Genomic DNA, 23,573 nt, shown 5'->3' with positions numbered 1-23,573 from the left:
TTAAATCTTGACTTCTACATAAGCAACTACTTTTAACGAAATCTTATCCAAGGCATACCAAAGCCATCGTTGTCTGGATTTATTCTGTACATAAGACCATTGTTCATCTATCTCAGGAGCAATAATTACTTCTGTTGTACTGATAGAATGATTTATTGTTTTTTAATACTAGATTTTTTTAAAACACGGATAACTGTATTGATACCCACTTTTAATACTCTTACTGTATCTCTAACTCCAGAGCCGTTGATTGACATTTCTACTATTTGCTCCTTAACTCCAGGCTTAGATGCATTATTAATATACTCCAATTAAAAATATCGATTACACCGCTTGCATTGATATCTCTGTTGTTTTGAAATTGAATATCCTGACTTTATTACTTCTTCTGTGTTGTTACAATATCTACACTTAACATCTATTTTTGCCATAACTCCTTAACTATAATTCTCTCTTATTGTAGAAGTCAAGATTTAATCTTACAGACATTATAAAAATTATATCTGAATGTCTGATAAGTTATGACTGTCAGATGAGTATTCAAGATATAAGATTTCGTTATTCTTTTCAACAGCTAACTTTTTACTATCCATAAAAGTCTGCATAGGTGTTTTTCCATAGCAATATTTACCGGAATGCGGTCTTTCATTATTATAATATTCTAGCCAAATATCAAGATCTAGTTGTAGATCATCAAGATCAGTATAGATCTTTTTACGCATAGCAGTATCAAAGAATTCTTGTTTCATAGTTTTATTAAAACGTTCACACATACCATTTGTTTGAGGAGAATATGCTTTAGTAGTAGTATGCTCAATACCCTCAATGCTTAAGAACAATTCAAAAGCATGATGTTCTATATTACCTTTATACTCACCACCTCTATCAGTTAAAATACGAAGTACTGGTATTTGCTGACTCTCATACCATGGTAACACTCTATCATTAAGCATGTCAGCAGCGGTAAGTGCTGTTTTATCAGTATATAGTTTAGCCTCTGCAACCCGAGTGTAACTATCAATAAACACTTGAGAATATACCTTGCCTATGCCTTTAAAATTACCTACATAATATGTGTCTTGGCATCCTAGATAACCTGGATGTGTAGAAGTCAAGATTTAATCTCACAGACATTATAAAAATTATATCTGAATGTCTGATAAGTTATGACTGTCAGATGAGTATTCAAGATATAAGATTTCGTTATTCTTTTCAACAGCTAACTTTTTACTATCCATAAAAGTCTGCATAGGTGTTTTTCCATAGCAATATTTACCGGAATGCGGTCTTTCATTATTATAATATTCTAGCCAAATATCAAGATCTAGTTGTAGATCATCAAGATCAGTATAGATCTTTTTACGCATAGCAGTATCAAAGAATTCTTGTTTCATAGTTTTATTAAAACGTTCACACATACCATTTGTTTGAGGAGAATATGCTTTAGTAGTAGTATGCTCAATACCCTCAATGCTTAAGAACAATTCAAAAGCATGATGTTCTATATTACCTTTATACTCACCACCTCTATCAGTTAAAATACGAAGTACTGGTATTTGCTGACTCTCATACCATGGTAACACTCTATCATTAAGCATGTCAGCAGCGGTAAGTGCTGTTTTATCAGTATATAGTTTAGCCTCTGCAACCCGAGTGTAACTATCAATAAACACTTGAGAATATACCTTGTCTATGCCTTTAAAATTACCTACATAATATGTGTCTTGGCATCCTAGATAACCTGGATGCTGTGTATCAATCTCACCATGAGCTTCTTTCTCGCTACGCCGTTTCTCTAATACTTGTAACTGAGCTTCGGTAAGAACAATACCATCCTGAGCCATTTTGGCTTCTAATGCTTTAAGTCTTTTATTGATATTATTTAAATCATTACGTAGCCAAATAGATCTAACTCCTCCAGGTGATACAAGAATACCAGTCTTTTTAAGCTCATTTGATACTCGCAGCTGACCATAAGCGGGGTATTCTATTGCCATATCTAATACTGCTCTCTCTACGGCAGGATCAACTCTATTCGCTATAATTGGCTTCTTCCGACTAATCTCATATAATGCTTCTTCTCCTCCTGTTTCATATAACTCTTTAAACCTATAATAACTGTCTCTACTGTAACCCATAGCTTTATATGCTGACGATATACTACCAAGACTCCTAGCTAATTCTAGTAATCCTATTTTTGGCTTTATTATTTTTTGATTTAGATTCATCTCTAATCCTCCATTTAATATTATCTTAATTTTACTAAATGTAAGATTAAATCTCAACTATTACAGCTTAGGTAGCTGGTCAGGACTTATGACGCAATCTCACCACAAATCCTCTCCTGATATTACTCCTACCGTGGGCGATTTAAAAACTGCTAATTTATTTGGTAAAAGAATAGTTGAAATAACTAAGAAGTTTAAGGGATAGAACCCGAATCATCATTACGAGTAGGCATTGTTGCGTGGTTCAATTTCACCTCTGTCATCCCGTGGCTTGACCACGGGATCCAGTTAAAATACTAAAATTATTAGTATTTTTAAGTTGTATTTATGGATACCGCGATCAAGTCGCGGTATGACAACGGTGGATTCCTGCTTTCACAGAAATGACAAAAACCGAGTCATGCAACAATGTCTACGGCTCCTCGCAATGACGGCTTAGGTATCCACGCAACAAAGCATAATTAAAGATTAACTTCTAACAAATGATGGTTTTTGTGAACTCCTATTACTTAGAATTTTTTGAGCATGCGTAGTCATTTTAGCATCTCGTTCTCCTCTAGTTTTTAGAGTCTTTGGTTTATTGCTATTAACACTAGCATCACTCCAGTTACCACTATCGCTTTCACTGCCACTACTGCTACTACTATCACTCATCTCCATAGCAACTCTTCGTGCTAAAATTGATGCAACTCCATTAGGTTTGCTAACATTCTGAGCAGGCTTACTATGCGAATGAGCAACCGGTTTTCCTGTATTAGGATCAAACTCAACTTTTCTTAGATTTTTTGGTCCTTCTATTTCTCTCATTAAATCAGAAGTATCTATAGAAGGACGTAGTTGATTTTCCGGTTTTTTAACCGTAGTAGTAACTCCTACAGGTTTAGATAATGTCTCAGTCTGGGCCGGAGCCATAGTAGGCATAGGCGGTGGCGGTGGCGGAATGTTATTTTTCGATAAAGGAGGTGGTGGTGGAATGTTATTTTCCGACAAAAGGGGTGGCGGCGGTGGCGATGGAATATTATTTTGTGATAAAGGAGGTGGCGGTGTTACATTATTTTCCGAAGGTTTAGCTAGGGATGAATTTTCTAATATTGGCTCCTTTTTTGAAGTTATATGATTTGCAAGATTACTTACTATCTTTTGTAACTCCTCATTGTCAGGTAACTTTGCAATTATATCATTAATATTTCTTTCCTTATTTTCAATTAATTCCTCAAATTTATGCTCCGTTTTATATAATTGTTCATCAATCTTTCTAATTGTTCTAGTATTACTTTCTTTGTTTTTTGCTAAAACCTGCTCACTATTATTTACAAAAATATTTTTAACATTTTGCCAAATATTATTTAATTTTTCAAAAAATGTATAAGGTATTTCTTCCCTAATTTCAGCAACCCGCTTTTGTATTTCCTTAAGTTCTTTGATATTAGAATTCTCAGATATTAAATTTTGGATGTTTTGTTTTGTAGCATTTAAAGAATTATATTGTTTCTCTAGTTCTTCAGCCTTAATAAATTGTAAGGGATTTGTCATATTTAGAGCTGAAAATCTTTCAGGTTTACTCTTATAACTAAAATATACTTCCGATAATCTTTCTCTTTGTTCTTTGGATAAATCTTTCTTTGTTAAATCCTTAAAATTTTTTTCGATTTCTTCTTGTAATTCTTGCTTTAAAGGTGCAGATTTTTTCGCTATATTATATATCTTATTATCAATATCTTTTAATATTTTGTTATTATACTTTATTGCTTCATTTGTTAACTGTTCTTCACTTGTTACAAAAATATACTTTACATTAGAAACTGTTTTTACAAGTCTTTTAAACCAAGGTAACGATCTATTATGTTCTTTTTCTAGTTTTTTAGTTTCATTTTGTATTTCGATTAAACCTTGCAACTTCTTATTTTGTTCGCATAATTCATTTACTTGGCTTAATATAGTATTTAAAGCATTATTTTCTTGCGCTAATAATTTATTTATATCTATTTCTTTAGCCACGCCATACACCTACTATAAATTAATGTCGGCATTATAGTAAATTTCTTGTACAAAAGCAAAGAGAAAGTTAATTTATGTTAATATATTCTCAATAAATGAGAAGTAGATAGACGAAGTTCAACGTGAAAAAGAGGGTCGTGCCTCCGTATTGCAGTTTAGAGTAAATAGTCTATAATCCTCAAACAGTAATAAGAGAGAATTATAGTTAAGGAGTTATGGCAAAAATAGATGTTAAGTGTAGATATTGTAACAACACAGAAGAAGTAATAAAGTCAGGATATTCAATTTCAAAACAACAGAGATATCAATGCAAGCGGTGTAATCGATATTTTCAATTGGGTCATGCCTCCATATTGCAGTTACGCCTATTAAAAAGCTATACGTTCAATAAGAGTACCAATAACCTTATCATGAATATCCAATGACTTGGAAAAGCAGATTGTCTTACGTGCAAGCCTCTTGCATCTCGTTCTAAGGTTCAAGTTACTTCGTTCTATCCGTTGAGTGTATTTTTTACTGATAATATGCTTTTTAGGGTCTAATAACCTAGCATAACTCCCCCATCCATCTGTATAGTAAAAAGTCACCTTGAAATTCTCTAGTTTTTCAGTAATGATTCTAATGTGCTATCACATCTTGTACCAAACGTATAAGCAACTACTTTTAACGAAATCTTATCCAAGGCATACCAAAGCCATCGTTGTCTGGATTTATTCTGTACATAAGACCATTGTTCATCTATCTCAGGAGCAATAATTACTTCTGTTGTACTGATAGAATGATTTATTGTTTTTTAATACTAGATTTTTTTAAAACACGGATAACTGTATTGATACCCACTTTTAATACTCTTACTGTATCTCTAACTCCAGAGCCGTTGATTGACATTTCTACTATTTGCTCCTTAACTCCAGGCTTAGATGCATTATTAATATACTCCAATTAAAAATATCGATTACACCGCTTGCATTGATATCTCTGTTGTTTTGAAATTGAATATCCTGACTTTATTACTTCTTCTGTGTTGTTACAATATCTACACTTAACATCTATTTTTGCCATAACTCCTTAACTATAATTCTCTCTTATTACTGTTTGAGGATTATAGACTATTTACTCTAAACTGCAATACGGAGGCACGACCAAGTCAGGATATTCAATTTCAAAACAACAGAGATATCAATGCAAGCGGTGTAATCGATATTTTCAATTGGAGTATATTAATAATGCATCTAAGCCTGGAGTTAAGGAGCAAATAGTAGAAATGTCAATCAACGGCTCTGGAGTTAGAGATACAGTAAGAGTATTAAAAGTGGGTATCAATACAGTTATCCGTGTTTTAAAAAAATCTAGTATTAAAAAACAATAAATCATTCTATCAGTACAACAGAAGTAATTATTGCTCCTGAGATAGATGAACAATGGTCTTATGTACAGAATAAATCCAGACAACGATGGCTTTGGTATGCCTTGGATAAGATTTCGTTAAAAGTAGTTGCTTATACGTTTGGTACAAGATGTGATAGCACATTAGAATCATTACTGAAAAAACTAGAGAATTTCAAGGTGACTTTTTACTATACAGATGGATGGGGGAGTTATGCTAGGTTATTAGACCCTAAAAAGCATATTATCAGTAAAAAATACACTCAACGGATAGAACGAAGTAACTTGAACCTTAGAACGAGATGCAAGAGGCTTGCACGTAAGACAATCTGCTTTTCCAAGTCATTGGATATTCATGATAAGGTTATTGGTACTCTTATTGAACGTATAGCTTTTTAATAGGCGTAACTGCAATATGGAGGCATGACCGAAAAGAGCAAGGAGTCCATAAGACGAGGAGCGGAGCGTATAATTAACGTAGCACATCCGAGGGCTTACAAAGGCGACACAGCCAATTTTGCAAGTGGGACGAGTATATCATTAACGTAATTTTAAGGATGATAAGCCTATAAGAGCAAATATAACTGAAATAATCCAAAATCTTATTACGACTTTTGATTCTGCCCAACCGTGTTTTTCAAAATGATGATGAAGCGGCGCCATTTTAAATATTCTTTTTCCTTTAGTAGCTTTAAAATAATATACCTGTAAAATTACGGATGCAGTTTCAATAACAAACAAGCCGCCGACAATAGCTAAAACTATTTCGTGCTTAGTAATGACACTAATAATGCCAAGTACACCACCAAGACTTAGACTACCGGTATCGCCCATAAAAACTTCTGCCGGTTGTGCATTAAACCACAAAAATCCAAGACAGCTACCGACTAACCCCGCACATAGAACCGTTAACTCTCCGGTATTCGGTATATAGGTTATTTGCAAATAATTTGAGTAAATTAGATTTCCTACTAAATAACTTATTAAAGCAAAAGAACCGGCAGTAAAAGCAATAGGAACGGTAGCAAGACCATCAAGCCCATCCGTTAGATTCACGGCATTAGAAGAGCCGACTATAACAAATATAGCAAAAACTATATAAAAATAACCAAGATCCAAACTTAAATTTTTAAAAAACGGTACGTGAAGTAAATGACTTGGATTTTTATCTAGATATTCTAGTAAAACATATATCATTAAGCTAATAATTCCTTGCAGTAAAAGCTTACTTTTTCCCCTTACCCCGTAATGATTATTCTTAGTTACCTTAGCATAATCATCCATAAATCCTATAATACCAAAGCTAATAAAACCAAATAACGTAATCCAAATATATTTATTAGTTAAATCAGCAAGTAATAAAGTAGAAAGACAACTAGACAAAATAATCATAATGCCTCCCATTGTCGGAGTACCTGCTTTTGTTTGATGCGATTCAGGTCCGTCTGAGCGTATAGGCTGACCGTTTTTTTGAAGAGAACGCAGAAATTTTATTAATATCGGACCCGTGATAAAGCTAAGGCTTAGAGTTATAATAATAGCAAGACCGCTACGAAAAGTAATATAGTGAAATAAATTAGCTATATGTGAATTATGAATGTGAGGAAGTAAAAGATTATATAACATTTGTAGATTTAAATTAAAAAGTATATTTTGATGTTGTTCTTATTGCATAAAATCGTCATGAGCTACGCAGCCATAGGCTGCGTGGCAATCCCATGAAGTAATAACAAACTCCTGAGATTGCCGCGTCGAAACTATGTTTCTCCTCGCAATGACGTTAAAACTAAGCCGCACAACATTAAAAATATCCTAATGTATTTATTTATAATAATCAACAATCTTATCAAGTTTTATACCTCTTGAACCTTTTATTAAGATACGCTCATTACCTTCAAATAAATCCGTGATATGCGTAATTAATTCATCAACATTTTCAAAGTATTTTTTAGCTATTTTGGGAGGTAGTAAATCATAAATATATTTAGTATTTACTCCTACTAAATAAACTTTAGAACAACCGGCATCTAATATATAAGGTACTAGCTCCTCATGTAACCGTTTAGAATTTTCCCCAAGCTCCAGCATATCGCCTATTATAGCAGTTTTATTTTCAGCAGGTACTTGTTTTAAATATTCTAATGCAGCTTTCATTGACTGCGGGCTTGCATTATAGTAATCACAAATTATACGAGAGTTTTGTATATTGATAATTTCCCCTCTTCCCTTGTTAGGAGGAATATTTGCCAAGTGATTTGCAGCTATCTCTATATCTTTACCTAATATATCGATAATTAAAAGTATAGCTGTATAATTTTCGGCAAAATGCCTAGGAATGAACGGTATAGTTACACTTAAAGACTTATTATTTATCTTATACTTTAAATAAACTTGCTCTCCTAGGTTCTCATATAAAACTAATTGTGCAGGCGTATTATGCGATATGCCGAAGTTATATACCCTATTAATAGAGAGATTTTTTAATATCGATAATATTTTGTTATAGCAATTAGTATCGGCATTAATAACAGCAATATCATTCTTGCTAAAATTTTCAAAAATCTCACATTTAGCTTCAGCTATTTCTTCGAGCGAGTTAAAAAATTCTAAATGAGTCTCCGAAATATTGGTAATCATAGCAATATTCGGCTTTAATATTTGAACTAGCTCCCTTATTTCGCCTTTATGATTCATGCCAAGCTCAAAAATGGCATATTCCATATCATCAGCCATTGATGCAAGATTAATGAGTAACCCCAAATGGTTATTAAAGTTACCTCGACTCGCAAAAACTAGAGAATCATGTTGCAATAATATCTTCAGTGCTTCTTTAGTAGAGGTTTTACCGACACTACCGGTGATAGCTATAAATTTAGCTTTTGAATTCTCTCGTTTATATAAAGCCATTTTTTGTAGAGTCTCAAAACCATCATCAACTAGGATAATTTTATCTTTATCATTTATCTCTACTTGCTTACTAACAATTACGGCTGCCGCTCCTTTATCTATTGCATCTAGAACATAATCGTGACCGTCTCTATTACCTTGAAGTGCTATAAATAAATCACCTTTTTTAACATCCTTGGAGTTAAATTGCACTTCATTACAATTGATAGAATTAGAGATTGTTATAGCTAGTGCTTTACTTAGCGTTTCAGAGTTCCAAATCATATGTTTTTGTTGTGTATTTTTATTATCATTACAAGAAAGGTTTGCTTGCATAGATACCAAAACCGTCATTGCGAGGAGACCTTGTTGCGTAGATATAAAAAAAGTAGCTGCGAACTAAGAAAAGTAGTAAATTGACAAAAAACTTAACCACAAGTGTGTATGTCAAAGCTACAAAAAGTTTGCAACTGGAAAGAATATAACAGAAGTTTAAAGAAAAGAGGAACAATAATTTTCACATTTTGTGAAGAATATTTAAAAGAGTTATATTATGGGTCGTGCCTCCGTATTGCAGTTTAGAGTAAATAGTCTATAATCTGTAATAGTTGAGATTTAATCTTACATTTAGTAAAATTAAGATAATATTAAATGGAGGATTAGAGATGAATCTAAATCAAAAAATAATAAAGCCAAAAATAGGATTACTAGAATTAGCTAGGAGTCTTGGTAGTATATCGTCAGCATATAAAGCTATGGGTTACAGTAGAGACAGTTATTATAGGTTTAAAGAGTTATATGAAACAGGAGGAGAAGAAGCATTATATGAGATTAGTCGGAAGAAGCCAATTATAGCGAATAGAGTTGATCCTGCCGTAGAGAGAGCAGTATTAGATATGGCAATAGAATACCCCGCTTATGGTCAGCTGCGAGTATCAAATGAGCTTAAAAAGACTGGTATTCTTGTATCACCTGGAGGAGTTAGATCTATTTGGCTACGTAATGATTTAAATAATATCAATAAAAGACTTAAAGCATTAGAAGCCAAAATGGCTCAGGATGGTATTGTTCTTACCGAAGCTCAGTTACAAGTATTAGAGAAACGGCGTAGCGAGAAAGAAGCTCATGGTGAGATTGATACACAGCATCCAGGTTATCTAGGATGCCAAGACACATATTATGTAGGTAATTTTAAAGGCATAGGCAAGGTATATTCTCAAGTGTTTATTGATAGTTACACTCGGGTTGCAGAGGCTAAACTATATACTGATAAAACAGCACTTACCGCTGCTGACATGCTTAATGATAGAGTGTTACCATGGTATGAGAGTCAGCAAATACCAGTACTTCGTATTTTAACTGATAGAGGTGGTGGGTATAAAGGTAATATAGAACATCATGCTTTTGAATTGTTCTTAAGCATTGAGGGTATTGAGCATACTACTACTAAAGCATATTCTCCTCAAACAAATGGTATGTGTGAACGTTTTAATAAAACTATGAAACAAGAATTCTTTGATACTGCTATGCGTAAAAAGATCTATACTGATCTTGATGATCTACAACTAGATCTTGATATTTGGCTAGAATATTATAATAATGAAAGACCGCATTCCGGTAAATATTGCTATGGAAAAACACCTATGCAGACTTTTATGGATAGTAAAAAGTTAGCTGTTGAAAAGAATAACGAAATCTTATATCTTGAATACTCATCTGACAGTCATAACTTATCAGACATTCAGATATAATTTTTATAATGTCTGTAAGATTAAATCTTGACTTCTACATTTAATACTCTTACTGTATCTCTAACTCCAGAGCCGTTGATTGACATTTCTACTATTTGCTCCTTAACTCCAGGCTTAGATGCATTATTAATATACTCCAATTAAAAATATCGATTACACCGCTTGCATTGATATCTCTGTTGTTTTGAAATTGAATATCCTGACTTTATTACTTCTTCTGTGTTGTTACAATATCTACACTTAACATCTATTTTTGCCATAACTCCTTAACTATAATTCTCTCTTATTACTGTTTGAGGATTATAGACTATTTACTCTAAACTGCAATACGGAGGCACGACCTCTTTGACATATAAAATCTTTAATTTCTCCCCCTTTCTCCATAGCTATATTAAATGCTTTTTGATCTAAATCAACGTAGCGTATAAGATTAGTTACTATTTCTATATTCCCTGTTTTCATCCCTTCATAAAGGTATTTATTGTCATCTTGAATGTTATTACCTGTTAAGCGGAATAATAATGATAATAAAGTGCCAACCCCTATTATTTTTTGAGATTTGATGCAATCTGTTAAAGCTTTGTCTATAATAGAGGAGTGCGATTGTTCTGAGGGTAAACATATCTTAGTAAGAAAAGTCAGAGAGATGATAGAATCAAGTTTAGCAATTTTTATAAGGTTTTTTCTTCTAATATCACGGAGTTCGGCTGTATACTGAACGTACTGATAAAATTAGTAATTTCAAGCATTAATTTTTTTTTAAATCTTCTACATTATCTTCATCCATTGCTTTTTGGAATTTACTTCTTAATTCTTTAGCTTTATCCTGTACTGTTTCTTGTTCATTAGTAAGCATATTAACCTTTTGTTTAATTTTGTCATAAAATAGCAAACAAATATAATCATGTAAACTAAAAATTCTTATTAATTTTCTCAGCAAAATAATTTAGAATATCTTGATTTATCAGAAGTGTGTATGCTAACCATTCTAGAAAAATTTTTATTTGCTCCTGTAAAAACGTTCATCAATATACGTGAAGATACCGTATCAGCTCTTAAGAGGCTCGGTATTAATAATATTCGGGATTTGTTATTTTATTTACCCACTTCTTATCAAAATAAAATATTATCGCCTAATTTAACCGAAATTAGAGACGGCGAAATAATCCAAACGGAAATTATAATTGAGAGCATTAATTTACCAAAGAAAAGTAATCAGCCTTTAAAGATTACGGCTAGCAATGATACCGGTTCGTTGTTATTAGTGTTTTTTCATAAGCCTCCACCGTTTATTTTTAATAAGCTGAAAGTAGGAACGAAGCATATTATTAGTGGTAAAGTACAATTTTCTGATCATTACTTACAGATTTCGCATCCTGAATTTATTACAAATCCTAAACTTACAAAGGAAATAGAACCTATTTATTCCCTGACATATTTACTTAGTAACAAGCAGCTATATTCATATATCATAAAAGCGATGGATATGTTTGAGGAGAAGTGCAAGGAGCTTGAAGATAAGGAGGTAAAGGATTATTTGGATGAGGTATTGCAGAGTTTGAAGATGTTGCACTCTTTATGTCATTCCCTCCCTCTATGTCATTCCTGCGAAAGCGGGAATCCGGAAAAAAAAGTAATAGATTCCCGCTTTCGCGGGAATGACATGATGGGGCTTCGCAATGACGATTTATATGCTAACGCCAAAAAACAACTAGCCGCCAAAGAACTTATCGCTAATCAAATATCTCTTTTTAATGTACGTATGCAAATTGCCGGAAAACAAGGTAATATTTATCCTAAAGCTGTAGCTATACAAGCAAATATATTAAATGAGCTGGGGTTTGAGCTAACTTCCTATCAAAAGCAAGTCATAGAAGAAATAGAGCTTGAGCAAAGCGATAAAGTAGAAATGATGAGATTATTGCAAGGTGACGTTGGCAGCGGTAAAACTCTGGTAGCTCTGCTGACGATGGTAAACACGGTGGAGGCAGGACTTCAAGCAACGCTTATGGCTCCAACCGATTTACTTGCCAATCAGCATTACGAGTTTTTTGTTAAAGCCTTAAAAAATACTAATATAAGAGTCTCATTACTTACAGGTAAGATACTCGGGGCAGCTCGTAAAAATATTATGATACAACTTGAAAACGGTGAGATTGATATATTAGTTGGTACTCATGCGTTATTTCAAGAGAAAGTAAGTTTTAAGAAGCTAGGTTATATAGTGATTGATGAGCAGCATAGATTTGGAGTGCAGCAGCGTTTGAATCTAATAAATAAAGGAGTAAATCCCGATGTTTTAGTTATGACTGCAACACCGATTCCTCGGAGTCTTGCGCTTACCATGTTTGGTGATATGACTATCTCAAAGCTAATGGGTAAGCCGAAAAATCGTTTGCCTATCGCTACGAACACCATGTCAGTTAATAAGATAGAACATATTATCGAAGCGATAAATAAGAAGCTTGTAGCAGGTGAGCGAGTATATTGGATATGTCCATTGATAGAGCAGAGTCCCTCCCATGATGTCATACCGCGGCTTGACCGCGGTATCCAGAAAAAAATTAAAAAAGACTGGATCCCGTGGTCAAGCCACGGGATGACAATGGAGGACCAAGAGGATAGTTTATTGATGGATGTGGGTAGTCGTTTTAATTCGATTGAAAATATTTACCAAGGTTATACCGGTATTATTCACGGTAAGATGAAGAATGAGCAGAAAGATGCTGTGATGAAGCAATTTAAGGAAGGCGAAATTAAGTTATTAGTTGCAACAACCGTTATTGAAGTCGGAATAGACGTACCTGAAGCAACTTTAATTGTTATCGAAAACGCCGAGCAGTTTGGTCTCGCTCAGCTTCATCAGCTTAGAGGTAGAGTAGGGCGAGGCTCTTTGCAGTCATATTGTATATTGCTCTATAATCCTAAAAGGCTTGGAAAAGTTGCACGAGGTAGGTTTGAGATAATGAAACAAACTAATGATGGGTTTTATATCGCTGAGCAGGATTTAAAACTTCGAGGTAGCGGTGAGATTTTAGGAGTAAAACAAAGTGGTGAAATGGAGTTTTTCTTTGCTGATTTGGCGAAAGATTATGATCTATTACTTAAAGCTCATAAATTTGCAGAAATAGGTTCAAAAGGTAATTTAAATTTTGTTAACTTTCAGATAAAGCTCTTCGCCAAAACGCAACTAAGCGAGCTGGTTTAGGTTTAGTGATTTTCGTCATTGCGAGGAAATTGCATAGCAATTGACTAAGTAATCCAGTAAAAAATTCTGATTTACAGAATTTTTTAATTATTTTTCTGGATTGCCGCAGCCACTTTGTGGTTTCGCAATGACGATTTGGCAACGTTCATACACTAGCGGCTGGACCAAATTATAGTACCGGACAATTTCTATTCTATGTCATTCTCGCGGAGGCGGGAATCCAGTCAAATAAAGCTTTTTAAAGCTTTATTTGAAAAAAACGATATAATAAAAATCTTTAAAATTAAGATTTTTTATTCTGGATCCCCGCTTTCGCGGGGATGACATCGAGGTCTTTTCAAAAACTGTCCAATACTATAGGACCAAATACTAATACTAAGACTATTAGTATTTTACTCTATCGGTGCCTTTGGCATTTCTCCATTGAGATTTACCTCATGTGAAGTATTTAGGCTATTAGGACAAAGGTCATAATAAGATGGTGGTGATTCGAGAAGGTTTGTTGTTGTATCGGATTGTAATTTTTGAACTTCTATTTTGCCAAGAGCTTGAAGTTTCGCTACATTCTTAAAAAGAATATTTGAAACTGTTGTGCTGTTATATGCAATGTTATAGATTGTATCGCCGCCGTTATTAGACATAAGAAGAGGTAATTTAAAACTACTATCTACTTTTGCCTTGCTAAAATAATTTTTTAGTAGAGGAGTATTTTGTGATTGAAGTATATTCATTAAAACTGAATTTCCTTCGGCGTCCTTATAATTAAGATTAAGTTGACCTGATGAAAGTAGTAGTTTTGCAGTTTTGTAAGAATTATTTTGTAATGAAGTTTTGAAAGCTTCATCTAGAGGTATATTTACAGCATTATAAGCCCGTATAGTAGTAGCTAAATCGTATTTATAAGTAAGTTTACTAAAAATGCTTTTTGGTGTTGCTGTTAGTACGCGGAGTATTGGCATAACTTAATCCATTAATATTGTTTAATATTCATATAGCTTACATATTAAAAATTTTTAATATGTAAATAAGCCTTAGTGATACACATATAATGGATTTAAATGTCAATATTTTTGTACGCTAATGGCGTACTATTACTTTTATGAACAAAAAATTTATTACAGTTACTGAGCTGTCTGAATTTCAAAAATTTGCTAAGGCTTTTTTGAATGAAAAAGAATGCACGGAAATAGTAAATTATATTGCTGCTAATCCTGAGAAGGGGGATATTGTGGGTCGGAATAAGAAAATTGAGGTTTGCTCTAGGTAGTAATAATAAAGGAAAAAGTGGCGGTATAAGGATAATTTAATAGAGGCAAAAATGAATAATAAAAAACTTAATCAAACAGAGGAAAGTATATTAATAGGAATGCAAGAAGCATTATCATATGCTAAAGGTAAACTAAAAGTAAAAAAAAGCATAGCATTTCATTACCTGATGTTGATGTTCATGAGGCAAGAGAAAAATTGCAATTAACCCAACAGCAATTTGCCATAACTTTCGGTATTAGCGTAGCAACTGTAAGAAACTGGGAACAAGGAAGAAGATTACCTACAAGATCTGTAAAATTACTTCTTAAAATTATTGAGAAAGAACCGAATATTGTAAAACGAGTTTTGCGAGGATAAAATCAGTCTTGAGTAATTTCAGCAAGTCTAGTAAACAGAGCATCAATCATATCCCAGCCTTTTTTTTGAATAGTGAGTAAAGAAGGATCATTAATATTTATTTGTTTTAATAAATCTATTCCCATTTGTTCATGTTCTGGATCAAGATGCATATGTGTTTTGAAATGTTTTGCTGACTTATGATTTAAAAATATTGATCCTAGTTTTTCATAGAATATAGTAGCACAAGACTCTATTACTAAATGGACAAGAACAGCTCGCTCACTATCTCCAAGAGTCATCATTTTTAGTGTAAACCAAGAACCTAAGGCTTCAAAAATAAAATCTGTAGTTTCTTCACTATTTTCTAGATTTTGGGATAATTCTATATTATGTCCAAATTCATCGGTAAGATGCTCCCATGCAAGTTGTTTAAATTCTTTTGTTTCAGAAAATACTACTCTTGCTAATACCATTTTTTGAAATTCGTCTGACCAAATCCTAAAATATTTAAGAAATTTATTTTTTCGTAGGGTACTATCTAACTTAATTTCAAATAGTTTGTTTTTTCTAAATTGCTCTTTATATTGTTCATTACCCGAAATTAGACGACCTATTAAATCCATATAAGTAACATCAATATTATCTAAATCATATTAATATTAATCTAAGACCACTGTCACTAATGATTAATATTTACTTACCAATTTTTAAAACCATATGTGTATTTATAGTTGAATATAAATTGTAAGATTATGATTTGTATGCAGTAAATATATAAAACATTTCGGCTTATCCGTTTTAAATTTATCGGTATTTTTTGTGAGTAATCTTTTAGTATCATTAATGTATAGGTAATCATTAAGAAGATGAGATCTAAAATTAATTCAGTATGTGAAAAATGAAAATCATTAAAGGAAATTGCAAGAGTAAAAAGAGTTGAATGCATGAAAGAAGCAAAAATTGCTATAAAGTAGCAAAGTTTTAGATTTGTCTGCTCATGTTTTGAAATAAATCCAAGTATCATTATAGCAATTACAAGAGTCCCGTAATCAATCAAAGCCCAGCTAATATACCATAATATTACCATTATAATTACATGACAATAACCGCTATAGAGAAAGTGAGTTAAAGAATTACGAAAATAATAAATATACCATTGCCCTAAATAGATAGAGATTAGAATATTTGTAGTAAGAAACTGTTTAAATAGTACAGTAGTATATATTTGTAATAAAACACCGAATATTATTATATGGGTTTTTGGCTTATCATGAAAATTATAACCGGCAAAAAAGCAAAATACCGGCATAGCCGTGCGACCTATAATTCGCATAATAGTTAATTCAGGGTATAGATATAAACCAACATGATCAATAATCATAGCTATAATAGCTAAGGTTTTTAGCAAATCCTGGTAATTTGATTGGTGCTTATTTCTTGTTATTATCATAATTGACCACTTTTAATAAATATGCCGTGCCGAAAAATGCTCCCATTCCAACTGCAATTGTACCCCCTAGCATGCAAACTTTAATCAATAAATATTCCGAATAAAAATATTCTAAATAATAATATTTTATTAAAGCAATGATGATAGACATTATTATGCAGCATAACAAAATTTTACCACAGAAAAGCTTTATACCTGCTTCTATATGTAGCTTATTTTGTTTTGTAGTATAGCTATATAATAAACCTAGATTATACCAAGCTGCAATAGATGTACCAACTGCAATACCAATATGCTTCAACGAATCCATTAATAATAGATTCATACCGGTATTAATTATTATTGAAAATAAGGTTATTTTGAGCGGTGTTTTAGTATCTCCGTTAGCATAAAAAATAGGAGTTAAAATTTTTGCCAAAATAAGAGCAGGAAGTCCGAGTGCAAATGCAGAAATAACCTCGGCTGTATTTGTAGTATCTTGGTGCGTGAATACTCCCCTTTCATAAATTATATTAATAATCGGATGAGATAGAATGATAATACCAAATGTTGCAGGCAATGATAACAATAGCCCCATTCTAATAGCGTTATCCTGTATTTTTTTTGCAGCTAATATATCATTTGATTTATAGATTTTTGACAGTTCAGGTAGCAATATAGTAGAGAAACTAGTACCTATTATCGATAAAGGAAATTGATATATCCGGTCGGCATAAGATAATATAGAAATAGCACCTTCAATAAAGCTAGCAATAGATTGGGATATGAAAAGATTTAATTGCTGTACGCCGGAGCTAATGGTTGCCGGTCCCATATTAATCAAAAGCTTTTTTACATCGGGATCGCTTGGGTTAAAAATTATCGGAAAGTTTAAATCCACTCTTTTCACGCAGACAAACATAAAAGAAACTTGCAATATTCCGGCAATTATTAAAGATAAGCTAATTGAGATAGTAGACTCTATATAATTATCAAATGTTAAAGTAAAAATTATTACGCATACACTTAAAATAACCGGTGAAAAAGCAAAGGCTGCAAATTTCTTTACAGAGTTTAATATTCCGCCAAGTAGAGCCGTTAATGAAACAAATATTAAATAAGGTATTGTAATTCGGCATAAAAATACCGTAAGCTCAAATTTTTCTTTTTTACCGTGAAATCCAGGAGCAATAAACAACATTAATTGCGGCATGAAGATTTGCATTAATGTTATTATTACTATTAATGTCAGAAGTAGAAGGGTAAATACCTCGCCTGAAAAATTATTAGCGGCTTTCTTAGAAATAAGCATTTTTTCATTATAAATAGGAATGAATACGCTTGATAATGCTCCTTCTGCGAAAATTCTTCTAAATAGATTCGGTAGTTTAAAAGCAACATTAATGCTATCCCCCATAGGCGTAGAGCCAAATAATGATGCGATAAATTGTTCACGCACAAGCCCGAATATGCGAGAAATTAATGTGAAAAAAGCTACTACGACCCCTGAACGAAATAATCGACTTCCTGCATAACTTGCTTCTAAAGGTAATTTGTGCGTCAATCCGGTACTCGCATCCTCACGTACTAAAGTGTACGCTGCGGTGGCATGCACATCCGCGTTTCCTTCAAATTCCTCTTTATTAGCTACGTTATGTAAGAAGTCGGTCACTGTTTATTTTTTATCTTAAATTTTCCTGATGTCATCCCTGCGAAAGCAGGGATCCATGCTAAAAAATCTTTAATTTTAAAAATTTTTTATTATATAGTGTTTTTAAAGTAAAGCTTTCAAAAAGCTTTACTTTAATGGATTCCCGCCGTTGTTAAGAATGACATAATCGGAAGAGCCATGCAGCAATGCCTCTAAATCCTGTTACAACTGGCTATTAGCTCTATCTATTCCTTCATTGATTAAAGCTTCTGCTTTTGCTTTATTTTCCCATCCGGTAACTTTAACCCACTTACCTTTTTCTAAATCTTTATAATGCTCAAAGAAATGCACGATACGTTTCTTTAGCATTTCACATAAATCATCTAATTCTTTAATATGATCGAAAGTAATATCGAGTTTAGAAGTCGGCACTGCGATTATTTTTTCATCAAGCCCCGATTCGTCTTCCATCATTAATACGCCGACTGCTCGGCATTTTATAACCGACCCAAGCACTACCGGATGATGAGCTACGACAAGTACGTCTACCGGATCACCATCATTTGAAAGAGTATGAGGAATAAAGCCGTAATTACACGGATAGCTCATGGTAGTTTGCATAAAGCGATCAACAAAAACCGCTCCTGATTCTTTGTCAAATTCGTATTTGATTGGACCGCTATTCATCGGAATTTCTATAATTACGTTTATTTCGTCATTATTTGCTTTTGCTTTGATTTTATCTATGAACATGTTTTTTATTTATTTGGTTGGTTGTTTTTCGTCATTGCGAGAAGAATTACGTAGTAATTTGTACGTCCGTAATCTCAGAATTTTTGACAAGATTGCCATGTCGGGACTATGTCCCTCCTCGCAAGGCGTTGTTGCGTGGAGATTAAAAAAAGTCAATATAGCGCTTAGAGTATAAAAATAATTAAATTTTATATAATTCTAAAAGCTATATTGAGCTTTCCCAAGGGCAATCATTTCATTTAATATATTTATCTTAGTAATTACTTCGTTTTTTCTTCCTTTCTCTGTTTTTTGTTGTAAGTTAAAGCCAAACGTTCGCTTCAACCTAAACATAAACGATTCAACCCTTAACCTTTGATGATAGCCGCTATTAATTTTCCATGCTTTTAAACCTTCATCAAAATTTTTATATTCTCTAATTCCTTTTATTACTTTATCTCTGTAAGCTAAATGTTCTTTCTCTACCTTGCTTTTATTCTTTAATTCATCTTGTGACTTAGATGTTCGTGCTGGGGGCATTAAATCTTGTGCTCCCCAATCATATATTATCTTTCTAAACTCCTGCGTATCATAAGCTCCATCTGCTATAACGGTTTTAGCTTTGCCTGTTATCTCTTTGCTCATATCACCAACAACTTCACAGTCGTTTGTGTTACTATCCGTATAGGCTACAGATAGTACTTCCATACTATCTAAATCGACTGCTACATGTATCTTCTTCCACTGTTCTCTCTTACGATATAATCCATCCTTACCGTTATAATCCATCCTTACCGTATTTCCTTTGATGCCACCCACTGGTGCTATATACATTTACTCCGGTACTATCAAATACTATCTCTTTCCCTGAACCTTTCTCTTGTACTCCAATATTTTTTACTCGTAACTTTAGCTTACTAGCGATTCTTGATGCATGGGCATAATCCGGTATTCTTAAATCCTTACCCGCAAATATTTTGCTAAACATTCCTTCTGCAAATCCGCTTGTTGCTCGCCATGGCAATCTTAATAACAGCTTAATTGTTAGCAAATATTCATACATCTTGCTATTATATCTTCTCGCTCCTCCTTGCCTCTGTTCCCCTCCATAATATAACTCTTTTAAATATTCTTCACAAAATGTGAAAATTATTGTTCCTCTTTTCTTTAAACTTCTGTTATATTCTTTCCAGTTGCAAACTTTTTGTAGCTTTGACATACACACTTGTGGTTAAGTTTTTTGTCGATTTACTACTTTTCTTAGTTCGCAGCTACTTTTTTTATATCTACGCAACAAGGTCTTGCGGGAATGACGTTGTTACTTCGGAGGTCTATAATTCTCATCATGCTTTGCAAGTAATTGTCTTGCTATAAATTTTCCGTCCGATAATTGCCCTATGGCAATAATTCCTTGTCCTTCACGAAATAGAGCAGGGAGTACACCTTGATATAATATTTCTAAATCCTTAATATTATCGGTAATAACAAAACTTATCTTATCAGCAGCAATTTTATTTATTGAGTCTATTTTAACAAGACCGCCTACTCTTAACTCTTTACCTTGTTCTATTTCATTAATTTTTGACGGTGGCAAAAAAAAACTATATTTTTCTCTAAATTGTAAAGTATTATACTAATTCCAAGAGCTGCAGAGCAGAAACAAATAATTATTGTTATTAATCTATTTCTTGCTCTCTTTTGCATTTTTCAATAATTTGTAATTTAAGAAGCTTAAACCTAGTAATATTGCTAAAACTAAAAAAGTAAATAAATATGTAGTTAATATATAGTTACTCATTAATTGCCTTTCAAAAACTCCATAATTTCCTTAGGTGAAGAATCTAAATAGAAATGTTTCAGATATTTTCCGTTTGCATCGATTAAATAAGTAAAAGATGAATGATCGAGCATATAGTTCGGGTCGTCATCATCACCATTTACACGAGCATAGAAAACTTTAAATTTATCGGTTACATCTTTTATTTGCTGCTCGTTACCGGTAAGACCTATAAATTTCGGATGAAAATGTTTGAGATATTCTTTAAGTACTATAGGAGTATCACGTTTTGGGTCAATAGTGATAAAAACAGGTAGAATATCTATTTTATGTTTATTTAAAATTTCTACAATTTCCGTCATTTTATTTAGAGAGGTTGGGCATATATCAGGACAACTAGTAAATCCAAAATAAATTAGGCTTAAATTGCCTTTCAACTCATCACTATTAAATATCTCTCCATTTTGGTCTATTAGTTCAAAATCACTGCCGATTTTTACGTTATCTTCATAGATATTAACTTGACCAGCAAGCGGTTTTTTAGGCGTTCTTAAAGATAATAACAAATATAATGCTCCTACTCCTATTAATAAGCTAATTACGATAATTATTTTTATAACATTTGATTGCATTTTCATAATATATACTCGTTGAACTTGAAAAATTGGCTACATCGTCTTTGTGAGTCCTTGGATGCTCACGTATTAAATATACGCTCCGCTCCTCGGCTTACAGACTCCTTGCTCTTTTTCAAGTTGAACTTCGTATATCAACTCTTTATTTCGCAGGAGTATAATTCTTTTTTTCAAGAAGTTTAAAATTACGACATTTTGGTTGTTTTTACACAAGCCCTAGTTTTTTAGGTTTAAAATATTTCACCCAAATATCTATTAACAATTTAGTAATGATAATCGCCGAAAACATTGAAGATATAATCCCGATTGTTAATGCAACGGCAAAACCTTTTATTGCCCCGACTCCGAATATATAAAGTAAAAAAGCAACGATTAAAGTAGTTAGGTTAGAATCAAGGATAGTAGCAAACGCAGATTCAAAACCGGTTCTAATAGCATAAAGATTAGAAACTCCTTTATGCAGCTCCTCTTTAATTCTTTCATAAATCAATACATTAGCATCAACAGCCATACCCATAGTCAGTATTATTCCTGCAATTCCCGGCAGAGTTAAAGTAGCCTGGAAAAGTGAAAGTAAAGCTAGAATATATAACAATGCAAGGCTTAGAACTATATTGGCAAATAAACCAAGTACACCGTAAGACCAAACCATAAATATACAAACTGCTATAAACCCTATAAGTCCTGCTTTTTTGCCCGACTCTATAGAATCAGCACCTAAATTTGGACCTATACTTCTCTCTTCAATAATTTTAAGTGGGGCAGGGAGCGAACCGGCTCGCAATAATAGCGCAAGCTCATTTGCCGACTCAACGGTAAAATTTCCTGTTATTATACCGCTTCCGCCCATAATTGCTCCGTTTATCGTTGGAGCACTTAGTAATTTATTATCTAAAACTATAGCAAGGCGTTTACCAGTATTATTTTTGGTTATTTCACCGAATATTTTACTACCTAAATTATTGAAAGAAAAAGCAACTACCGCCTGCGAATTTTGATCAAAAGAAGCTGAAGCGGTTGTAAGCTGATCGCCACCTAAAACGACTTTTTTCTTTATAACTACATAATACTCACCGTGATTTTCGTTATCACCTTTAACAAGCATTGAACCTACCGGAACATGTCCTTTTACCGCTTCTTCGATATTGGCATTTTCATCAACTAAATGAAAAGTTAGCTTTGCAGTTTTTCCTAATATATTCTTCAGGTAAGAGGGATTTTCTTCGCCTGGAACTTGCAGTAATATATGCTTATCGCCTTGCTTCTGTAGTGTTGGCTCTTTAGTGCCGGTACTATCAACTCTCATGCGAACGATTTCAATAGATTGGTCTACTACCTTATTAAGTAAGTTATTTAATCTAGATTCGCTGTAGCTAAGCTTTATTTTATTTTCATTTACTTCAGCGATAATTTCCGGATCGATTTTATTAATTATTTTCTTTAACGGCTTTAATTCCTCAGGCGACCTTATTTCTAATCGAATGCTATTTTGTTTAACTAACAGATTTTTATAGCCGATTTTATCCTCACGAAAATTTTTGCGTAAAGTGTCGGCAAGGTTTTCCATTGAATCATTTAAGTAGGTGTCAAAATCAACATCAAGTAATAAATGAGCTCCTCCTCTAAGGTCAAGCCCTAGATTTACTGAATCATGAGGCAGAAACTTAGAATTTACCTGCATAAAATTAGGTAAGGCACAAATAACCGCAAAAACCGTACATATAATTGAAAGAAAAATTTTCCATTTAGGAAGATCTTGCACCGCTTACCTTCTTATCTTTTTTTGTTATTTTCTTTTTTTTACTGCTACTTCTTTTGTACGACTTGTTATATCAACAATAGCACTTTTTAAAGCTTTAATACGTACATCTTTAGCTATTTCGATTTCAATATTATTGTCATTTTCACTTACTTTAGTCACAATACCGTAAATGCCGCTATTTGTTAGAACTTCTTCACCTTTTTTAACTTCACTTACTAATTTCTCTCTTTCTTTGCGTCGTTTTTCTTGCGGACGTAATAATAAGAAGTAAAATACGGCAAAAATTAAAACCATCGGTATTAAGCTTGTTAACCCTGATTGTAAAGAATTTGTTTCTACTGGCACTACCTCAGTTTCCTGTATCTCTATAGTGTCGTTATTATTTGCCTGATTATCTTGCGTATTTGCTGACATATGTAATTTCCTAATTGTTGCAATAGTCTTTCTATATAACCTCTTTCTAAAGGTATACGTCAATCCGGTACTCGTATCCTCACGTACTTTTTTGTACGTTGTGGTGCT

The 23,573-nt window shown here is 33.0% G+C and carries 27 protein-coding genes and 4 pseudogenes; 8 read left to right on the top strand and 23 right to left on the bottom strand.

What is annotated here, in order from left to right; genetic code table 11:
- The 6 genes and pseudogenes from AC0ODJ_RS07105 to rickA all read right to left on the bottom strand — a co-directional run bounded on the left by AC0ODJ_RS07105 (position 1) and on the right by rickA (position 4,226).
- Positions 1-123 (bottom strand): IS1 family transposase, encoded by a 123-nt coding sequence (locus AC0ODJ_RS07105; protein ID WP_474465731.1) that lies wholly within the window; start codon positions 121-123, stop codon positions 1-3.
- 29 nt (positions 124-152) lie between these two features.
- Positions 153-311 carry an IS1-like element transposase gene (locus tag AC0ODJ_RS07100; protein WP_474464717.1) on the bottom strand — a complete coding sequence of 53 codons (159 nt, stop codon included), beginning with the start codon at positions 309-311 and terminating at the stop codon, positions 153-155.
- Positions 312-431, bottom strand: a complete 120-nt coding sequence (locus AC0ODJ_RS07095; RefSeq protein WP_121834047.1) for an IS1 family transposase — start codon at positions 429-431, stop codon at positions 312-314.
- 66 nt (positions 432-497) lie between these two features.
- Positions 498-1,103, bottom strand: a pseudogene (locus AC0ODJ_RS07090) (integrase core domain-containing protein); the annotation flags it as partial.
- A gap of 39 nt (positions 1,104-1,142) precedes the next feature.
- Positions 1,143-2,228 (bottom strand): IS481 family transposase, encoded by a 1,086-nt coding sequence (locus AC0ODJ_RS07085; protein WP_474465620.1) that lies wholly within the window; start codon positions 2,226-2,228, stop codon positions 1,143-1,145.
- 468 nt (positions 2,229-2,696) lie between these two features.
- Positions 2,697-4,226 (bottom strand): Arp2/3 complex-activating protein RickA, encoded by a 1,530-nt coding sequence (gene rickA / locus AC0ODJ_RS07080; protein ID WP_218460226.1) that lies wholly within the window; start codon positions 4,224-4,226, stop codon positions 2,697-2,699.
- Positions 4,227-4,441: 215 nt separating this feature from the next.
- Between rickA and AC0ODJ_RS07075 the strand changes: the two genes are divergently transcribed.
- A complete protein-coding gene (locus AC0ODJ_RS07075; RefSeq protein ID WP_474465528.1) occupies positions 4,442-4,651 on the top strand; it encodes an IS1 family transposase in 210 nt (69 codons plus the stop codon).
- Here AC0ODJ_RS07075 and AC0ODJ_RS07070 read toward each other — a convergent pair.
- A pseudogene (locus AC0ODJ_RS07070) lies at positions 4,595-5,288 on the bottom strand (IS1 family transposase). The gene AC0ODJ_RS07075 and the pseudogene AC0ODJ_RS07070 sit on opposite strands and share 57 nt — an antisense overlap.
- Before the next feature lie 49 nt (positions 5,289-5,337).
- Here AC0ODJ_RS07070 and AC0ODJ_RS07065 point away from each other — a divergent pair.
- Positions 5,338-6,011, top strand: a protein-coding gene (locus tag AC0ODJ_RS07065) for an IS1 family transposase (protein ID WP_474465835.1) whose coding sequence is annotated in 2 segments (ribosomal slippage) — positions 5,338-5,590 and positions 5,590-6,011 — 675 coding nt in all. Because the reading frame shifts where the segments join, the coding sequence is not laid out codon by codon here.
- 141 nt (positions 6,012-6,152) lie between these two features.
- Here AC0ODJ_RS07065 and mraY read toward each other — a convergent pair.
- Positions 6,153-7,238: a phospho-N-acetylmuramoyl-pentapeptide-transferase gene (gene mraY, locus AC0ODJ_RS07060; RefSeq protein WP_218459961.1), complete on the bottom strand. Its 1,086-nt coding sequence runs from the start codon at positions 7,236-7,238 to the stop codon at positions 6,153-6,155.
- A 195-nt stretch (positions 7,239-7,433) separates the two neighbouring features.
- Positions 7,434-8,783, bottom strand: coding sequence for a UDP-N-acetylmuramoyl-tripeptide--D-alanyl-D-alanine ligase (locus AC0ODJ_RS07055; protein WP_218459963.1), 1,350 nt, complete (start codon positions 8,781-8,783; stop codon positions 7,434-7,436).
- 159 nt (positions 8,784-8,942) lie between these two features.
- On the opposite strand from AC0ODJ_RS07055, the gene AC0ODJ_RS07050 reads away from it, so the two are divergent.
- Together AC0ODJ_RS07050 and AC0ODJ_RS07045 are read left to right on the top strand one after the other, a co-directional pair.
- Positions 8,943-9,080, top strand: a complete 138-nt coding sequence (locus AC0ODJ_RS07050) for a hypothetical protein (protein WP_474465524.1) — start codon at positions 8,943-8,945, stop codon at positions 9,078-9,080.
- An 83-nt stretch (positions 9,081-9,163) separates the two neighbouring features.
- The gene (locus AC0ODJ_RS07045; RefSeq protein ID WP_474465612.1) at positions 9,164-10,249 is read left to right on the top strand and encodes an IS481 family transposase; all 1,086 of its coding nucleotides are present in this window, start codon (positions 9,164-9,166) and stop codon (positions 10,247-10,249) included.
- A gap of 20 nt (positions 10,250-10,269) precedes the next feature.
- On the opposite strand, the gene AC0ODJ_RS07040 is transcribed toward AC0ODJ_RS07045, so the two are convergent.
- From AC0ODJ_RS07040 to AC0ODJ_RS07030, 3 genes are read right to left on the bottom strand one after another with little or no spacing between them, the layout of a single operon-like run.
- A complete protein-coding gene (locus AC0ODJ_RS07040; protein ID WP_474465522.1) occupies positions 10,270-10,389 on the bottom strand; it encodes an IS1-like element transposase in 120 nt (39 codons plus the stop codon).
- Positions 10,390-10,509, bottom strand: a complete 120-nt coding sequence (locus AC0ODJ_RS07035) for an IS1 family transposase (RefSeq protein ID WP_121834047.1) — start codon at positions 10,507-10,509, stop codon at positions 10,390-10,392.
- A 40-nt stretch (positions 10,510-10,549) separates the two neighbouring features.
- Positions 10,550-10,711 carry a hypothetical protein gene (locus tag AC0ODJ_RS07030; protein WP_474465520.1) on the bottom strand — a complete coding sequence of 54 codons (162 nt, stop codon included), beginning with the start codon at positions 10,709-10,711 and terminating at the stop codon, positions 10,550-10,552.
- Positions 10,712-11,225: 514 nt separating this feature from the next.
- On the opposite strand from AC0ODJ_RS07030, the gene AC0ODJ_RS07025 reads away from it, so the two are divergent.
- On the top strand, positions 11,226-13,457 hold the full coding sequence (locus tag AC0ODJ_RS07025) for an ATP-dependent DNA helicase RecG (RefSeq protein ID WP_218460881.1): 2,232 nt from the start codon (positions 11,226-11,228) through the stop codon (positions 13,455-13,457).
- 392 nt (positions 13,458-13,849) lie between these two features.
- Here AC0ODJ_RS07025 and AC0ODJ_RS07020 read toward each other — a convergent pair whose 3' ends face one another.
- Positions 13,850-14,416: a hypothetical protein gene (locus AC0ODJ_RS07020; RefSeq protein WP_256621523.1), complete on the bottom strand. Its 567-nt coding sequence runs from the start codon at positions 14,414-14,416 to the stop codon at positions 13,850-13,852.
- Between the two features lie 140 nt (positions 14,417-14,556).
- Here AC0ODJ_RS07020 and AC0ODJ_RS07015 point away from each other — a divergent pair, with 140 nt between their 5' ends.
- Genes AC0ODJ_RS07015 through AC0ODJ_RS07005 form a run of 3 tightly spaced genes read left to right on the top strand, consistent with a single transcriptional unit; the run spans position 14,557 to position 15,083 of the window.
- Positions 14,557-14,724, top strand: coding sequence for a hypothetical protein (locus AC0ODJ_RS07015; protein ID WP_218460882.1), 168 nt, complete (start codon positions 14,557-14,559; stop codon positions 14,722-14,724).
- Between the two features lie 51 nt (positions 14,725-14,775).
- The gene (locus AC0ODJ_RS07010; protein ID WP_256621525.1) at positions 14,776-14,931 is read left to right on the top strand and encodes a hypothetical protein; all 156 of its coding nucleotides are present in this window, start codon (positions 14,776-14,778) and stop codon (positions 14,929-14,931) included.
- The gene (locus tag AC0ODJ_RS07005) at positions 14,922-15,083 is read left to right on the top strand and encodes a helix-turn-helix domain-containing protein (RefSeq protein ID WP_256621527.1); all 162 of its coding nucleotides are present in this window, start codon (positions 14,922-14,924) and stop codon (positions 15,081-15,083) included. The genes AC0ODJ_RS07010 and AC0ODJ_RS07005 overlap by 10 nt, the downstream gene beginning before the upstream one ends.
- A 2-nt stretch (positions 15,084-15,085) precedes the next feature.
- Here AC0ODJ_RS07005 and AC0ODJ_RS07000 read toward each other — a convergent pair whose 3' ends face one another.
- The 10 genes and pseudogenes from AC0ODJ_RS07000 to yajC form a co-directional block, all read right to left on the bottom strand.
- Entirely contained in the window at positions 15,086-15,688 is a 603-nt protein-coding gene (locus tag AC0ODJ_RS07000) for a hypothetical protein (protein WP_218460884.1), read from the bottom strand.
- A gap of 74 nt (positions 15,689-15,762) precedes the next feature.
- Complete coding sequence (locus AC0ODJ_RS06995; RefSeq protein WP_218460885.1) at positions 15,763-16,515, bottom strand: TraX family protein; 753 nt, start codon at positions 16,513-16,515, stop codon at positions 15,763-15,765.
- The gene (murJ, locus tag AC0ODJ_RS06990; protein WP_410528051.1) at positions 16,496-18,058 is read right to left on the bottom strand and encodes a murein biosynthesis integral membrane protein MurJ; all 1,563 of its coding nucleotides are present in this window, start codon (positions 18,056-18,058) and stop codon (positions 16,496-16,498) included. Before murJ ends, AC0ODJ_RS06995 begins: the two co-directional genes overlap by 20 nt.
- Positions 18,059-18,367: 309 nt before the next feature.
- Entirely contained in the window at positions 18,368-18,898 is a 531-nt protein-coding gene (gene ppa / locus AC0ODJ_RS06985) for an inorganic diphosphatase (protein WP_218460887.1), read from the bottom strand.
- A gap of 198 nt (positions 18,899-19,096) precedes the next feature.
- Complete coding sequence (locus tag AC0ODJ_RS06980) at positions 19,097-19,666, bottom strand: transposase (protein ID WP_474465473.1); 570 nt, start codon at positions 19,664-19,666, stop codon at positions 19,097-19,099.
- Positions 19,656-20,096, bottom strand: coding sequence for a transposase (locus AC0ODJ_RS06975; RefSeq protein ID WP_121843865.1), 441 nt, complete (start codon positions 20,094-20,096; stop codon positions 19,656-19,658). The genes AC0ODJ_RS06980 and AC0ODJ_RS06975 overlap by 11 nt, the downstream gene beginning before the upstream one ends.
- 99 nt (positions 20,097-20,195) lie before the next feature.
- Positions 20,196-20,581, bottom strand: a pseudogene (gene ccmE, locus AC0ODJ_RS06970) (cytochrome c maturation protein CcmE).
- Positions 20,582-20,674: 93 nt separating this feature from the next.
- Positions 20,675-21,292: an SCO family protein gene (locus AC0ODJ_RS06965; RefSeq protein ID WP_218460693.1), complete on the bottom strand. Its 618-nt coding sequence runs from the start codon at positions 21,290-21,292 to the stop codon at positions 20,675-20,677.
- 202 nt (positions 21,293-21,494) lie between these two features.
- Positions 21,495-23,051 (bottom strand): protein translocase subunit SecD, encoded by a 1,557-nt coding sequence (secD, locus tag AC0ODJ_RS06960; RefSeq protein WP_218460694.1) that lies wholly within the window; start codon positions 23,049-23,051, stop codon positions 21,495-21,497.
- A pseudogene (gene yajC / locus AC0ODJ_RS06955) lies at positions 23,035-23,465 on the bottom strand (preprotein translocase subunit YajC). Before yajC ends, secD begins: the two are co-directional and overlap by 17 nt.
- Positions 23,466-23,573 lie beyond the last annotated feature (108 nt).

It is taken from the genome of Rickettsia senegalensis, assembly GCF_056135685.1.
The sequence above is the reverse complement of the archived record's forward strand: the minus strand, read 5'-3'. Positions and strand labels throughout refer to the sequence as shown.

What these genes read in the sequence shown, in the direction of transcription:
- AC0ODJ_RS07095 (WP_121834047.1), bottom strand. Translation starts at nt 431, where the DNA reads ATGGCAAAAATAGATGTTAAGTGTAGATATTGTAACAACACAGAAGAA.
- AC0ODJ_RS07085 (WP_474465620.1), bottom strand. Translation starts at nt 2,228, where the DNA reads ATGAATCTAAATCAAAAAATAATAAAGCCAAAAATAGGATTACTAGAA.
- AC0ODJ_RS07075 (WP_474465528.1), top strand. Translation starts at nt 4,442, where the DNA reads ATGGCAAAAATAGATGTTAAGTGTAGATATTGTAACAACACAGAAGAA.
- mraY (WP_218459961.1), bottom strand. Translation starts at nt 7,238, where the DNA reads ATGTTATATAATCTTTTACTTCCTCACATTCATAATTCACATATAGCT.
- AC0ODJ_RS07055 (WP_218459963.1), bottom strand. Translation starts at nt 8,783, where the DNA reads ATGATTTGGAACTCTGAAACGCTAAGTAAAGCACTAGCTATAACAATC.
- AC0ODJ_RS07050 (WP_474465524.1), top strand. Translation starts at nt 8,943, where the DNA reads ATGTCAAAGCTACAAAAAGTTTGCAACTGGAAAGAATATAACAGAAGT.
- AC0ODJ_RS07045 (WP_474465612.1), top strand. Translation starts at nt 9,164, where the DNA reads ATGAATCTAAATCAAAAAATAATAAAGCCAAAAATAGGATTACTAGAA.
- AC0ODJ_RS07035 (WP_121834047.1), bottom strand. Translation starts at nt 10,509, where the DNA reads ATGGCAAAAATAGATGTTAAGTGTAGATATTGTAACAACACAGAAGAA.
- AC0ODJ_RS07030 (WP_474465520.1), bottom strand. Translation starts at nt 10,711, where the DNA reads ATGAAAACAGGGAATATAGAAATAGTAACTAATCTTATACGCTACGTT.
- AC0ODJ_RS07025 (WP_218460881.1), top strand. Translation starts at nt 11,226, where the DNA reads ATGCTAACCATTCTAGAAAAATTTTTATTTGCTCCTGTAAAAACGTTC.
- AC0ODJ_RS07020 (WP_256621523.1), bottom strand. Translation starts at nt 14,416, where the DNA reads ATGCCAATACTCCGCGTACTAACAGCAACACCAAAAAGCATTTTTAGT.
- AC0ODJ_RS07015 (WP_218460882.1), top strand. Translation starts at nt 14,557, where the DNA reads ATGAACAAAAAATTTATTACAGTTACTGAGCTGTCTGAATTTCAAAAA.
- AC0ODJ_RS07010 (WP_256621525.1), top strand. Translation starts at nt 14,776, where the DNA reads ATGAATAATAAAAAACTTAATCAAACAGAGGAAAGTATATTAATAGGA.
- AC0ODJ_RS07000 (WP_218460884.1), bottom strand. Translation starts at nt 15,688, where the DNA reads ATGGATTTAATAGGTCGTCTAATTTCGGGTAATGAACAATATAAAGAG.
- AC0ODJ_RS06995 (WP_218460885.1), bottom strand. Translation starts at nt 16,515, where the DNA reads ATGATAATAACAAGAAATAAGCACCAATCAAATTACCAGGATTTGCTA.
- ppa (WP_218460887.1), bottom strand. Translation starts at nt 18,898, where the DNA reads ATGTTCATAGATAAAATCAAAGCAAAAGCAAATAATGACGAAATAAAC.
- AC0ODJ_RS06980 (WP_474465473.1), bottom strand. Translation starts at nt 19,666, where the DNA reads ATGGATTATAACGGTAAGGATGGATTATATCGTAAGAGAGAACAGTGG.
- AC0ODJ_RS06975 (WP_121843865.1), bottom strand. Translation starts at nt 20,096, where the DNA reads ATGTCAAAGCTACAAAAAGTTTGCAACTGGAAAGAATATAACAGAAGT.
- AC0ODJ_RS06965 (WP_218460693.1), bottom strand. Translation starts at nt 21,292, where the DNA reads ATGAAAATGCAATCAAATGTTATAAAAATAATTATCGTAATTAGCTTA.